The 13,199-nt window shown below is 42.6% G+C and carries 14 protein-coding genes and 1 pseudogene; 7 read left to right on the top strand and 8 right to left on the bottom strand.

Annotated features, from left to right (window positions below):
• The first annotated feature begins 1 nt into the window (after nucleotide 1).
• Entirely contained in the window at nucleotides 2–529 is a 528-nt protein-coding gene (locus ICN34_RS08530) for a hypothetical protein (RefSeq protein WP_255538618.1), read from the top strand.
• Complete coding sequence (locus ICN34_RS08525; protein ID WP_216122012.1) at nucleotides 520–1,227, top strand: hypothetical protein; 708 nt, start codon at nucleotides 520–522, stop codon at nucleotides 1,225–1,227. The genes ICN34_RS08530 and ICN34_RS08525 overlap by 10 nt, the downstream gene beginning before the upstream one ends.
• Before the next feature lie 39 nt (nucleotides 1,228–1,266).
• Here the strand turns inward: ICN34_RS08525 and ICN34_RS08520 are convergent, their stop codons facing one another.
• Nucleotides 1,267–3,585 (bottom strand): hypothetical protein, encoded by a 2,319-nt coding sequence (locus ICN34_RS08520; protein WP_216122010.1) that lies wholly within the window; start codon nucleotides 3,583–3,585, stop codon nucleotides 1,267–1,269.
• 30 nt (nucleotides 3,586–3,615) lie between these two features.
• On the bottom strand, nucleotides 3,616–3,804 hold the full coding sequence (locus ICN34_RS08515) for a hypothetical protein (protein ID WP_072583241.1): 189 nt from the start codon (nucleotides 3,802–3,804) through the stop codon (nucleotides 3,616–3,618).
• A 661-nt stretch (nucleotides 3,805–4,465) separates the two neighbouring features.
• Between ICN34_RS08515 and ICN34_RS08510 the strand changes: the two genes are divergently transcribed.
• From ICN34_RS08510 to ICN34_RS08495, 4 genes and pseudogenes are all read left to right on the top strand, one after another.
• Nucleotides 4,466–5,554 (top strand): glycosyltransferase family 4 protein, encoded by a 1,089-nt coding sequence (locus ICN34_RS08510; RefSeq protein ID WP_216122008.1) that lies wholly within the window; start codon nucleotides 4,466–4,468, stop codon nucleotides 5,552–5,554.
• A 110-nt stretch (nucleotides 5,555–5,664) separates the two neighbouring features.
• The gene (locus ICN34_RS08505) at nucleotides 5,665–6,366 is read left to right on the top strand and encodes a hypothetical protein (protein ID WP_216122006.1); all 702 of its coding nucleotides are present in this window, start codon (nucleotides 5,665–5,667) and stop codon (nucleotides 6,364–6,366) included.
• 478 nt (nucleotides 6,367–6,844) lie between these two features.
• Nucleotides 6,845–7,048, top strand: a pseudogene (locus tag ICN34_RS08500) (DUF4172 domain-containing protein); the annotation flags it as partial.
• A 178-nt stretch (nucleotides 7,049–7,226) separates the two neighbouring features.
• Nucleotides 7,227–7,910 (top strand): hypothetical protein, encoded by a 684-nt coding sequence (locus tag ICN34_RS08495; protein ID WP_216122004.1) that lies wholly within the window; start codon nucleotides 7,227–7,229, stop codon nucleotides 7,908–7,910.
• 337 nt (nucleotides 7,911–8,247) lie between these two features.
• Here the strand turns inward: ICN34_RS08495 and ICN34_RS08490 are convergent, their stop codons facing one another.
• The 5 genes from ICN34_RS08490 to ICN34_RS08470 form a co-directional block, all read right to left on the bottom strand.
• On the bottom strand, nucleotides 8,248–9,093 hold the full coding sequence (locus ICN34_RS08490) for a phage exclusion protein Lit family protein (protein ID WP_370623999.1): 846 nt from the start codon (nucleotides 9,091–9,093) through the stop codon (nucleotides 8,248–8,250).
• A gap of 148 nt (nucleotides 9,094–9,241) precedes the next feature.
• Nucleotides 9,242–10,006, bottom strand: coding sequence for a hypothetical protein (locus ICN34_RS08485; protein WP_216122000.1), 765 nt, complete (start codon nucleotides 10,004–10,006; stop codon nucleotides 9,242–9,244).
• Nucleotides 10,007–10,078: 72 nt separating this feature from the next.
• Nucleotides 10,079–10,879: a TIGR02391 family protein gene (locus ICN34_RS08480; protein WP_216121998.1), complete on the bottom strand. Its 801-nt coding sequence runs from the start codon at nucleotides 10,877–10,879 to the stop codon at nucleotides 10,079–10,081.
• A gap of 128 nt (nucleotides 10,880–11,007) precedes the next feature.
• Nucleotides 11,008–12,333 carry a HipA domain-containing protein gene (locus tag ICN34_RS08475; protein WP_216121996.1) on the bottom strand — a complete coding sequence of 442 codons (1,326 nt, stop codon included), beginning with the start codon at nucleotides 12,331–12,333 and terminating at the stop codon, nucleotides 11,008–11,010.
• A complete protein-coding gene (locus tag ICN34_RS08470; RefSeq protein ID WP_323485325.1) occupies nucleotides 12,330–12,641 on the bottom strand; it encodes a helix-turn-helix domain-containing protein in 312 nt (103 codons plus the stop codon). Before ICN34_RS08470 ends, ICN34_RS08475 begins: the two co-directional genes overlap by 4 nt.
• A 232-nt stretch (nucleotides 12,642–12,873) precedes the next feature.
• On the opposite strand from ICN34_RS08470, the gene ICN34_RS08465 reads away from it, so the two are divergent.
• Nucleotides 12,874–13,047 (top strand): hypothetical protein, encoded by a 174-nt coding sequence (locus ICN34_RS08465; RefSeq protein WP_216121994.1) that lies wholly within the window; start codon nucleotides 12,874–12,876, stop codon nucleotides 13,045–13,047.
• Between the two features lie 29 nt (nucleotides 13,048–13,076).
• On the opposite strand, the gene ICN34_RS08460 is transcribed toward ICN34_RS08465, so the two are convergent.
• Nucleotides 13,077–13,199 (bottom strand): IS3 family transposase (locus tag ICN34_RS08460; RefSeq protein WP_216122216.1); only part of this gene is annotated, 123 nt, incomplete at its 5' end.

Below are 13,199 nucleotides of genomic sequence, written 5' to 3'. Positions count from 1 at the left end.
TATGAGACCGAACTTACTTCCTCGGCTTCATAAAGCAATTCCAGTCATTACCTCTGCTGCGATCGCCATGCAGACTGGCGTCGTCTTAGCCACTGAGTCTGATGATGTGTTTCAGATGATTAAACCTGAAACCAGAAACCAACTATGGATCAACCCAGGCATGGCCTCTTATCACTTTCAGCAAGACAAGAACTTTAATGGCGACAATTGGGGCGCTGGTTTGGAGTATCGATTCAATACCGTTGCATCATTAACAGCCGGGCGTTTTTATAACAGTGATCGCGCTTACTCAAACTACGCTGGCATTTATTACCAACCCATTGCTATTGGCCCCATCAAAATTGGCGCTGTATTTGGTGGCTTTAATGGCTACCCACAAACCAATAATGGCGGATGGTTTGCAGCAGCACTGCCAGCACTTACTTGGGAAGGTGATTGGGTGGGGGCAAACGTCTTTGTCATTCCAACGATTGGGGATCGAGTGCATGGGGCTATCTCATTGCAGCTTAAACTGAAAGTATGGGAATAACACTCCATCCCAGAGAGGCTAATAAGAGTCACTTTCTTTTGAGGCTCTTAGAATTTCCCCTACTCATTGCATTGATACTGAGCATTGCGCTTCATTTAGTAGCCTGGAAAATGCTTCCGGATTATGAACCTTTACCCACCGGCAAGAGTCGGGGATGGCTAAAGATCTTCTTAGTCAATTCAAGCGATAGCTCAACACAAGAATTGGCGCTAGACCGAATTCAAACGCAAAGCACGGAACCTAAAAATCCCTCTCCCTCTAAGTCCCTAAACTCCGAAGCCAAACCGGAAACAAACTCTAATGTCACAGAAGTGCCTTTTTTTATGCGGCCTAATCCCGGTCAAAATCTATTGGGCCCTTCGCTCAATAAAGCAATGCCAAGTCCCAATACTCAAGAAGAATCCCACACTAAAGATCGGCGCTGGGAAACTCAGGTTCGCATTCAAAGTCAGCAACGCCAATTTCAGTTGAATCAAGCCATCGCCGCTTTTGAAGCCCAACAAGCGCAAAGAGGAAGGCCATATTTCTGTGAGATCAGTCTGAACGAAGATTTCTCTGCCGCCCACCTATCCTGCGAACCAGCCGCAGTTCAACAAGAACTAAGGGGAATACTTTCTGGGACGCCTTTTCGCTGGCAGGACAATAAAAATGGGTTGTCTAATATTCGCATATTAGGACAACCCATACATTCAAACTAAGCTGAGAAGCCAAGTAAAGAGCTCCTCAAGTAATGCTCATTACTGCGCAGTTCCATTCACTACACTTGGCTTACTCTGGAATACACTTTGAGAAGGGACTGGCTGCTGTGCTACAGCAGGATCAATCAAACTAGTGCCAGGCAAGGTCAAGCCACTAGCAGCAGATAAATCTAACCCGCTGCACTGCGCAATTGGCAGCGTGGTGAAATATACGCCGCGTTGCAGCCACTTAACGTAGTAGCTAGTTGATGTAGCTGAGCCATCAGAGTTTGTTTTATTCACTGTTCCAGTGGCATCTTGCGCAAATGGAATGTTTACATCACTCACCCATTGATTGCTGGAATTACAAGCTGCTTGCGCGCCAGAGCTATCAATGCAATGTCCTGGAACCCATAAATTGCCAGGCTGAGGGGATTGAAAACTAATAGTACTGCCAACATAAGAAGCTGTATTGCCAGGCAAAGCAGGCACTGTATAGCTCAAATTAATTGGTGGATCAAAGGTTGGTGAATTACCACTAGGACCAGTTAAATATGCATAGCTATCCCATTGACCACCAGACTGCCATGTGTAATAAGTAGTCGACCCGCTCGCCGGGCTAGTAATCAGGTTAGAGCAATAAGCCGCTCCTGCTGATCCACCATTTGCTGTACAAGCCATGGCTGATAAATTATCAGCGGTATACAAATTGTAGTAATGAGATTGCTGATTTGGATTCAAGGTACTTGAAGACCAATCAATCGCATGACCGCTAATTGTTGGCGTGCCAGTTGACGGATCCCATCCAATATTTTGCTTACTCGCACTTGGACTACCATTAAAGGTGTTCACATCGGTCAAAGTCGTTGTCCATGCTGGGCAGGTTCCGCCAACGCAATATAGAGTTTGCGCTGCCAATTCAGAAGGTTTGATATTGAGCTGAGACTGCTTTATAACTGGTGCAGTTGCTGGTGTGTAGGTACTGTAAGCACATGAGCCGCCACTGCAATTCCATTGCGACATTTGGAAGTTGTAATTGGTATTTGCACCATTGATCCAACCACCACCACCCCGAATTTTGTAAGTGCTGCCAGTCAAGTCAGAAAAGCTCACTTCGGTAGAGGGAAAGTTTGTAATTGAGCCGTTGTTATTCCAGTCAGCAAATCCTGTGAAAATAAATTTGCTCGTGCTTTTCGACCAAGTACCGATAAGCCCAATATTATTACTATAACTTAAAGACTGGCATGCACTTAAGTTACAAATCTGTTTAACGATCGCAATATTTCCATAAACACCATTAACCTGGTCGCCCCAGAATCCGAAATTAATACCCAAGCCATCCAGTTGATCAAAATTACCCACATTGGTTGTGACTTTTCTTAAGGTGCCCGGCATCTTATGAACGGTGTATGCAGTTCCATCTGGGCCATCTACAGTTGTTGCATTGAGCTGAGCCGGCGTATCTTGAGACCAGAAATTCAAGCCATCATAGTTTGCTTCACCAATCTGGTTAGTTGAGCCATGCTCACTAATAAAAAATCCTGGGTTTGTGTAAGCAAGCTTAGCGCCAGTGTTTTGGTCGTATAAATAATTTTGCCATGTTGAGTACTGCACATTGGGATTACTTAAGCTTGGGTCATAGCAAGACTGTGTACCTGACTGCGTATCGTTCCAAAGGTAAATACCATTACCAAAGCGAAATCTACCACTCACTTTTGGACTATTACTCGTATCGTCAATGATGCCGTAGCCAGTAGTGGGAGACGTATAAACCACAGTACCCGCCTGATGATTGCCGCCATTTATCTGATAAGTGGTGATACCTGTGGTGTCTACTGAAACATATCCAGAACCGTCATCACAGCTACCAGCCGCTGAAGAGGCGAGAGAACTGCAAAACTTCATTGTCCACTTACCATAAGGAGCGTATACCGCTGCGCCACCCCAAACAGTGCCATGAATCTGAATATTCTTTTTACGGCCATCACCATCTTTTTGAATAAAAAGACTGCCGATAACATCAATTGATGAGTCGGCATTTTGAGTTACTGTCAACACTGCATTAACCCATGATGGATCCGAGCCGACTGAACCCCCTGAAGTGGTGCTAGTACTGGTGTCATTACAGAGATTCTGGTCAATTAAAGCAGCATACTGACCAGCCCCTACGTGTTGCTCAGGTGCCATGAGATTAATCATGCAGCTAATATTGCCGGCACCGCTAAATGTACCGCTAGTAGGATCCTTCGCATACGACGTTTGCTGATTCGTCATGTAGGCCGAATTTGCGGGAGGTGTTGGGTAGCTAGCAGCGGAGGAAGCATTGATTCCGCAGCAGACAAGAGCGCCAATTAAAAGAGATTGAATCGATTTATTCATTTCACAAAATCCCGTTAAGAAGAGTAAGCATTATTTTTGGGGAGGAACCGCTGAGATAGCAGTAGGTAATGTGTAGTTAGATGTTGCTGCTCCACTTGGCGTAGTAGATGCACTGCTACTACCTCCACCGCCACCACCGCAGGCTGATAAACCTAGTGCCACCAACCCCACTAGCAAGAAGCTACGGAAGATGTTGATATTGGAATTTCGATTAGACATAGTCTTTTTCTCTTTCTTTTTCTCTTTTTAAGCGAAATGAGGAACAGGGTCATAAAAATGACATTCTTCAGTAATATACCAAAATTTATAACTAATTAATCGTAAGAAATATGAAAAGAAGCCCCAAAAAGGTGATGGCGGCACAAATTAACGCTTAGATCAGGGTAATCATGCGTGTTTGGAGTTATTGAGCCAGCAAATGGCCGTGCAAAAACATATAAAAATGAGGAATTCCTAAAAGCACAAGCGCATTTAAATGCCCCTACCTTGAGCTAATAAGCGCTTGCCCTACTATTTAAGGATCCGCAAAAAACTTAACAGATGCCAAATAACGACCAAAACCCCAATGACAGCTAAAATGAGTGGGCTCAATTCCAGTCTAAATAGGCGTACTCTTTTGTTCACATATTCAATAGACAGCATGCCAACCCCCTTTAGTAATGACCCAAAGAATTAGGGTAAACCAAGCTAAAGATCTCGTTATCAGGTAATTACGCATTGATTTGACGGAATTGGATGATTGGCACAAGACAATTCGAGAATAGCCAACCCACCTAATGAATCGAAACCCTTTCCCACCGTTCATTTAGCCCTAGCAGGAAGCCAGGATGTCTACTGAGTTTCATTTTCAACAAATGATTTTGGAACTTATAATCAACTCATGATTGGTCTACTGTCCGCCTTTTTTGCATCCTTTATTGCAACTTTGCTCATTATTCGTTTTGAGCATCTACATAGCCATATCTCTGCAGACTCTGATTTATCGGGCCCCCAAAAGTTCCATAAGAAAGCCGTACCAAGAATTGGGGGCATTGGTATTGCCCTAGGCATCTTGATTGCCATACTTCTGAAGCTTCAAGCACAACCTACTTCCGTCATTGAATCAACCATTCTCATTTGCGCTATTCCAGTCTTTGCCATCGGACTAACAGAAGATCTCACCAAAAAAATTAGTGTGCGTATGAGGCTTTTGTTCGTGGCTATTGGTGCACTTTTAGCAATCAATCTTTTAAACATTCAGATCGCCAAGCTTGATATACCTGGGGTTGATTACCTCTTAGGATTTTCGCCAATTGCAATTGTATTTACTGTATTTGCTGTAACTGGACTATCAAATGCCTACAACATCATTGATGGCTTCAACGGTCTTTCCAGCATGGTGGGGATGATTACCCTTATGGCACTTGGATACATGGGCTACGTACTTGCTGATCCAATATTGATTTCCTTAAGCTTTATTATGGTGGCCGCCATACTTGGCTTCTTTGTTTGGAATTACCCCAGAGGACTTATCTTTCTCGGTGATGGTGGCGCTTATTTGATAGGTTTTTGGATTGCCATTATTAGCATCATGCTGGTATCGAGACATAGCAACGTATCCCCATGGTTTGCCTTGCTAGTGAACGGCTATCCAATCCTAGAAACCCTATTTACGATCTATCGCAGGAAAATTCACCAAGGTAAGAGCCCTGGTCAGCCCGATGGCATTCACTTTCATTCATTAATTTTTAGACGCGTCCTGAGTTCAGGAAAAAGTGGCGCAAAACAAGACGATTGGTTTACAGCAAACGCCAGAACATCACCTTACCTTTGGATGCTAACCAGTCTAGCCATTATTCCGGCAATTCTTTGGTGGCAATCAACCCCTATTTTGATGGGATTTTTTACCGTTTATATATTCAGCTATGTATGGCTCTATAAAAGAATTGTGTGCTTCAAAACTCCGACCTGGATGCATTCAATTAATTAGTTTTATGTCGTCTATTCTGACTCATGGATATCCAATTAAAAGCCCTGTTTTTAGTATGAAAAGATCCAGGAATAGAGACCTCTTAATGCTTTTGAAATAGGATAAAGGCTATGCACAACATGCCAATTTCTAAGCTCGAATTTCCAGAAGCACTTGAGCTAGCAGAGACCGCATCAATTTTTCAGGATTTAGAATTTGTCATCAAATCAACCAGAGCCTTATCTTCAATGCTAAATGAGGGAAGTAAGGATGAAGTGGTCTTGAGAGGACTATTCACTGCCGCACTTGTAATCTATATCCGCTGCTTTACTTCTGGCAAGAGAATCTCTTTAACAAGCGACATTTACAAGTCACTTCCTGGTGAGCCGATAATTTGCCACCAGCAATACAAAGATACTAGAGATAAACACATTGCACACTCTGTAAATGCTTGCGAAGAGATGATAATTGGAGCCACTCTATCCCCCGAAAACTCCCCCAACCGTGAAGTAACTGGATTGGCATACTTAACAAGCTCACTTACAGCCTATGATATAAATGGGATTGAGCAGTTAGGGCGACTAGCTGAATTTGCCCAACAATATATTGTTGAAAAACAAAAGGTTCTTGGTGAGCAAGTTTTCTCTATTGCAAAAAATATAGATATAGAGACACTGTATAAAGGCAATAAACTCAGAATTACTCCCAAGGGAGGGCCGGCTAGCTGCAACCCCAAGAAATACTTGATACATGGTGTTAGCAGGCTTATCGCCTTCTACGCTATATACCATATAGAGCCATGGCAAAGTGATATTTCCGAGAATTTGCTTTAGAGCGCCCAGAGTCGAGAAATGATTTGGGTCCATTTTGCGATTTCAGAACAAAAAATGGACTTCAATAATCATTTTTGCATTTTAAAAAAATCGAAAATTTTTGAATATATTTTCTGAATTCAGAAGTCAATTGAGATCGCGTCAATTTTTAAAGAGAGTGTGGACACGCTCTCTTTGCTTTTTGAAAGGCTTTATGAACTCAATCAAACATGGTGTGGACACACATTATTAAAGCTCAGCATGGAAACTTTTAACATTGAATTTGCACGTTAACATTGTCACTGTTAATGCCGAGAAATGATGTTATCCGTTTTTTATAATGCACTCACCGCCAACAGTGCCCCATCAGCGCTTAGCAATGCGGTGATTAACTGCCGTTTCTCCGCAATATATGCGGAGAATAATTTCACTAGTTGGATTAACTCTCATGCCTTCTTGTTTTAGACAATGCAATATCCTGGAGGCGACGTCCCAGCACAGGCAAATCAAGTTACTTAATAAGCTACTGGATGGGTTTGATGGGAAGCTTACTAGCAGCAAATGGGCTCTGATTGCCAAGTGCTCACCGGATACTGCATTACGAGATATCACTGATTTAGTAGAACGTGGTGCTTTAGTGAAATCGGATGCTGGGGGCCGTAGTACTAGCTATGAGTTGCAGGGCCCAATTAACAACACTTAACAGCACTTAGGCTCATTGCCTAGGTTAAGAAAAAATGTAGGCGAATGATTATTCTGCTAAGAATTTAAAAGGCATACCTATGCAACTATTACGCACTTCGATCTGGGCTCTTGGGATAGTTTTGCTGATCTTAATCGGACTCTATGTTTATTCACTCAACTTTAATGGGCCGGAGTGGTTGAAAGACATCTCACTAAACGTTGGAACTGAGGTACTGGGCATCCTATTGACTGTATGGCTTATTGATAGCGTATTTAAACGCAATGAATTGAATGAGAGCGAGCGCATTACAAATATTGCCATTTCTCAGTTACGCCTGCCACTGCGAAAACATATATCCATGTTACTTGGGATGTACAAGGGCGCACTATTGTCTCCACCCGCAAACCCACCCCTAACTTTAAGGGACTTATTTGGGCCAAACTATATAGCCGAGTTGACTTTCTTTGATTTTTCTAAACCAGCACCCATTTTAAATATTCAACCAATTGATTGGTTTAATTATCTTCATAATGAGGTCGAGCAATTTAAATCCTCGCTATCGCTCACCATTGAAAAATATGCAGCCTTTCTTGATTCAGAGACTGTAGAGTTACTAGAATCATTAATGGCATCGAGCTTGCTTGGCCCTCTATCTCAAGCTCGAGCCGTCCCACCCATAGATAGACAACAAAACTTCAATAGACAATACAATTTGCTTTCAGGGAATAATATTTCTGAGTTGATAAATCAACATACCGATCTGATTGAAAAAATCGTTGAACTTTCTAATCAAAAGTTACCTGATGATAAAAAGATCTGCTTAAGCGCCGAGGATTGGCGCAATGATGTAGCCCCACAATTTGGCTCAGCTAGACTATAAGATGGGCCTATGAAGGATCTTGCATGGGAAATTATTCCGATAATTTCATTGGAGATACCCATCGTAAGTTTGCGCCACCCCCATACCCTTTTTAATCAAAAGCCATTTTTGCGAAAGTTGATTTAATTCGCCTTAATTTAGCGGTAGAGCTCAGTCTTCTATCGTATAACCAAGTATTTTCTTGAGATCCCCTTTTAAACTACACATGAACTAGGGTATCCATTTAGAATCCAACCTCTTTTGTATCAGACGTAACAATTTCCCAGAATATTATAAGTACCCCTCAGGCAAAAGAATTCAGATGAGCGCAACGCAAAGGGGATCGCATCTCCACTCATTAATTGGGCGCATTCTTTGCTCGGGAAATATCAAACAAAAGATCGCTTAAAATTTCCGAAAATGAATTGCCATCTACATTGACTTTTATCGTTGTTTGGCAAAATAAATATTGCAGCACAACCACGCAAAATGCTTCAATAGTCTCATCCCCAGCATATCCACATAACTCGATATTTTGAAAAATACGATCATGTGCATCAGGATGGGTATTTCTTAAACAAGCCGTTGAATCAACTTCTAGACTTTGAATTGCTAGCACCGCAGTTGCTACGCCAAGAGCGCGCTTTCTAAATCTTGAATCATTTTTCTTCAATCCATCCAGCAGCCATTCAGTAGCAAATTGATCAGCCTCACGTTCCTCTTGCTCCAAGAATGAGGTCCGAATCAGCGGGTGGCGCAGAACCACATGAGCAATCTCATGATGCATGATCCAACCAAGCGCAACAAGAAACAACTCAGTCGCGACTTGGGAATCGTCAAAACAACATGCATCTTGCATTGGGCGAGGACCCAACTCCGGCCACCGCTCAATCCCTGAGTCAAAAAGATTTCTCCTCGCCCATTGCAATAATTTAGAGGATGTTTTTAAGCGCTCATTCCCCAGGCAATTAAAATTTTCCGACCCACCCCTTTGGGATGCAGCATATTCCTGCGTAAGGACCCAGCAGTAATGAGAAAATGCCCATAAATACTCCAGCGAGGAAATTGGTAGCACAATTTCAGGATGTGCATCATCCTCATTAAATCTTACGCGAATCCCAAACTTCTTCTCATCCACAAAAACAAGATCAAACTGATAGTCATCGCGATGTTGAATACACTGGATTTCCTTTTCTGGTGCCACATTAAACAGTGCGCCTGCAATTTGGAACTCCAATAAGCAAATAGGGGATCTCATTTACTAACCCTGCGTTTTTAGCCGTTCATTCAGAAATCGTTATAGAAGTATGCATCAATTTTTTGGGGGCTCAAACAGCAAGGAAATAGAGGATCTAAAAATTAATAGGCAATGCTGCCCGCTCACCCCACTCATATAGATCCCTACCAAGAATGTCTTTAAGAAAAAAAATTGTGGTGTAGTACTTGATTGCCACTGGACTGGTGAAATTATTTTCCGCTGCGTAGTGCGCAGCCTTATCTCGAAGAAACTTGAAACCAAGTATGTCATTCGGAAACTCTGGCGCATCCCACTTAGAATACGGTCTATCAACTTCACCAATCATGGCGGGGACATACCAACTCCGTAACTTTATAAACGGATTGAGAAGAAGGATGCCGTCCTCTCGCATCAGCCAAACCCCCTCTTTAGCGAACACATCAACAATCCCTGGTGATTGTTCTTCGTAGGGCTTCCATGCAGAGGGAAGAATGGTGATTCCAATCCACTTCTCAAGCTGCTCAGCCTTGTATGCTTCAACTAAAGCCTTTCCGAAATACACTTGATGGCGGCCTGTTGAGTCAAATTGAACCTCAAACTCACCAAATGAAATTGCTCCGCGCGCAGGAATATGCGCCGCCAATAGGGCGGACAATACCATGCCACCGATAGCGTAGATATCAAGAAACGCCCACTTACCGTAGCCCTTGGACTCCTGATAAAAAATAAAAGTGTCAGAAAAATAAATGGTCTTAAATGAGCCATTGAGCTCCTCCCATCGTCCGAAGGTTTTCAGCGCATTATCGATAACTGCATATATTTCACTGACTCCTTTAGATTCAACCAGATCACTAAAACCAAGAATATCCAAAAATAACAAATATCTACCTTGCTGAGAATTATTTATCGAAGTCATATATCCAAATTCTAGAAGGTTGATGACGTATAAAATTCATCGTTTTTCTGCATTGTCAAGTTTGCGATGCACAAATGACAATACGGAAAAGATATCAATTGCATCCTGCTCTGGCATTGCCCACACGATTTTAGGTGCATGTGCAATCGGGTTGCGGATCGCAGACAAGACGCCAATCAGTAAATGCGCAATCCCCTTCTGTTCACTTATGTCAATTTCGGATCGAAGTGAGTTAAATGCAAGAATAGGCGCTCTGGTAGAAAAAGCTTGATTCACCAACTCAGCGCCATCAGTCTTTAAGCCAGATAACTGACGAATTCGCTCTGCAATACCCTTAACAGCCTCAAGTACGGCGTGGAAATAATTCTCCTCCAATAACTCAGACCGACAATACTTATACACCTCCTGGTGTGTGCCACGTGACTCTAAAAGTGATTGCAATCGGTTAGCACGCGCACGCGCTCCAGATAGAGTGGTTTCACGGCTTGTATGAACAACCCTACCATCATCTCTAACTGCATATCCAGCAAATGTTAATGCTACATTTAACCCATCTCGTCGCCATTCAAATAGTTCTGGTGTTGAAATATAACGCGCTGGCGCCATGGCACGGTTAATAAATAATATAAGGTGATTCCCAACTTGGTGCTTATTTTGCACATAAGCTAGAGCATTAAATAGACGCTTCCATTTGGTTAGACTCGAATCAGGATCTGCTACCTTAATCTCAGCAAGAATGTGACGAATTTCTTCACCCCTGAGTCCATTGCTAGTATCAGCTAAAACTTTACATGTTGCCTCTAATTGACTTGAATCGAAACAAGGTATATAAACCATGGTTACATAGTCATTGGTTTAATTTATACGCTTATTAAAGTCTTTCAACGATTGATTCGCCAGCTTAACTCAATTCCCTTCAATGATAGCTTCACATTGTTATCAATTGACGCCAAACTTCTCGCCCTTTAGACCATCAACCGCTTGAACATTTCAGCCAATATCGCGTGACGAATCGCCCTTAACACCTGACGCTCACTTGCAAGCGTCGTTGCTACCCACGGCTCATTAGGGTGTTCCAGGTCAAACCTATTAAATGAACTTTCAATTTCCTCAATCAGTTCATCTGCCGCCGGAAGCAACAACTCGAGCTGGCGATTAAGCTCTCGCTCAGCGGTTTGCCTACTCAAACCCAAAGCTATTCCAGCACCCAAAACGTCTTCCCGCGTAACCGCAGAGAAAGTTTTCGCATTACCAATTTGTAAAGCTAGCGCTGTATTTGGCCAAGTCGCTTTTTCATTAGCAAAAGTACGCGTGTCATAGACTGCTGTTGATAGAAGATCGTACGCTTTGGCAATATTAATGCCCGATGCATCCACCAAGAACGATAGGTTCTTTAAATGATTATCTCCATTGCCCACCAACAAATTAAACACCAACCAACGATAGATGGCCAATCGAGCAACGGCCTTGTTTCGACATTGGTTAATCGCCTGGGCAAGAGCATTTAAATTGGCACCATAGTATTTAAATTCACGTGATTTGTTTAGCAACTGACAGCTATCAATAATATGTAATCGCTTCGTTTGAATTGACGGCGAGATAACACGATCAAAGCGATCAATTACATAAACTGGCTGCGGAACATAAAGACGATACACATTAGGCACATCTAACCCAAGAGCCCGCGCTAATTTCATCGTGAAATACTCATTCATCACGGATGCTGAGTAAGCCGGATCTTGGTGATTAGGTTTTAAGATATGTGTTGAAGGCGTTCTCGCTAAAGGCTCAAACAATGCCTCGCCCTGAAGCACAACCAAGAGCTTATGCTGCGCCCCCGCCAAGGACATTTTCTTTGGGGAATTTTGTGAGATAGATGCATGCGGCAAATTAGTGATGCGATCACTTAGCTCTGGAAAACTTAATGGGACTAACCCTTGTTCTTGCGACGTCAATTCCCCTGGCATCGTTAAAACTAGTGAGCCAGCCGACTCACATCCAAAATACGCCAGTAGTCCAAAAGCATCTTCGCTTGGCAGTTTCGCCTCGCGAGCCAAAATGGTTCGCATATTTTCTTCGGGAAGCAGGTTATCAAAATACCACTGCACTGGTCTATTGGTAGCGCCATCCTGATGCAACAACCGCGTCCTTGATAAAGCTGGAGATAAATCAAATGTCTCAGGCGAATTTATCCAGTCTTGTTCATATTCAAAACTCCAAAGATTATTTTGCTCAGCAAGTTGCCCAACCCTCTGGTCATTAATAAATATATCCAGTACGCGCGCGCTCATACTGAACCCGCCTTTGGCACAGAAAACCGACGCTTGGGCGGCAGTGGCTTAACACCTTCCGCCTGCAATTTTTCAAAATTGGCCAATATGTCATCCGCTACATCTGCACTAAGTTCAATGCCAAGTTCTTGCAAGAGCTTAATTACGCGGCCAAATTGAACGGTTTCCTTGCCCCGCTCTACCTCACGCACAAAAACAGGCCCCAATCCAGCACTCCCAGCAACATCATCCAAGCGCAACTTTTGATGCTTACGAGTTGCCCTAATCAACAATCCTAGATCCTGAGGTTTGGTAATCTTGATTTTCACTGAGATTCCCTGATAAACGATGTTATGTCATCGATTATCTCATAATTTCACATCTAATATTAATAAAAGATGCATATGCATCGATATACTTAGAAATATAGCTGATATATAAATTATCGATGCTTAAGCATCGTTATAATAAATTTTCCAAATTAGCCGCCCATGTTTACTCATGCAGTCACTCAAACATGCTAGGGTTCAAGCTCACCAAACCAAAATAAAGAGGTCTACCATGGCGCTTAACTCCAATGAATCAATTGGTCTAATCAAAGCTGGTATTGAATCAGGCTCAATTAAATTACGAGGTTCTGCTGGTTGTGGAGACATTGAGGCCGCTAAAGAGGTGGCTTTGATTGACTCTGCATATTTAAAAAAACTTTACTCAGATCTAAAGCTGGACAATTAAAAAAACAGCTCTGAATCGCTACCACTATCTTAGACACTTCCCAACCTCGCTTGGTACTGCTCTTCAAATCTTACCGGAGAAAGTCCATTGTTGTAACTATGGCGTCTAACCGGGTTGTAAAACATTTCGATGTAATCAAAAATATCTTCTCT

Source organism: Polynucleobacter sp. Tro8-14-1, assembly GCF_018881655.1.
GTDB lineage: Bacteria > Pseudomonadota > Gammaproteobacteria > Burkholderiales > Burkholderiaceae > Polynucleobacter.
The sequence above is the reverse complement of the archived record's forward strand: the minus strand, read 5'-3'. Positions and strand labels throughout refer to the sequence as shown.

Bases quoted from the DNA above. Each gene is read 5' to 3' on its own strand.
- ICN34_RS08530 (WP_255538618.1), top strand. From the start codon at position 2: ATGAGACCGAACTTACTTCCTCGGCTTCATAAAGCAATTCCAGTCATT.
- ICN34_RS08525 (WP_216122012.1), top strand. From the start codon at position 520: ATGGGAATAACACTCCATCCCAGAGAGGCTAATAAGAGTCACTTTCTT.
- ICN34_RS08520 (WP_216122010.1), bottom strand. From the start codon at position 3,585: ATGAATAAATCGATTCAATCTCTTTTAATTGGCGCTCTTGTCTGCTGC.
- ICN34_RS08515 (WP_072583241.1), bottom strand. From the start codon at position 3,804: ATGTCTAATCGAAATTCCAATATCAACATCTTCCGTAGCTTCTTGCTA.
- ICN34_RS08510 (WP_216122008.1), top strand. From the start codon at position 4,466: ATGATTGGTCTACTGTCCGCCTTTTTTGCATCCTTTATTGCAACTTTG.
- ICN34_RS08505 (WP_216122006.1), top strand. From the start codon at position 5,665: ATGCACAACATGCCAATTTCTAAGCTCGAATTTCCAGAAGCACTTGAG.
- ICN34_RS08480 (WP_216121998.1), bottom strand. From the start codon at position 10,879: ATGGTTTATATACCTTGTTTCGATTCAAGTCAATTAGAGGCAACATGT.
- ICN34_RS08475 (WP_216121996.1), bottom strand. From the start codon at position 12,333: ATGAGCGCGCGCGTACTGGATATATTTATTAATGACCAGAGGGTTGGG.
- ICN34_RS08465 (WP_216121994.1), top strand. From the start codon at position 12,874: ATGGCGCTTAACTCCAATGAATCAATTGGTCTAATCAAAGCTGGTATT.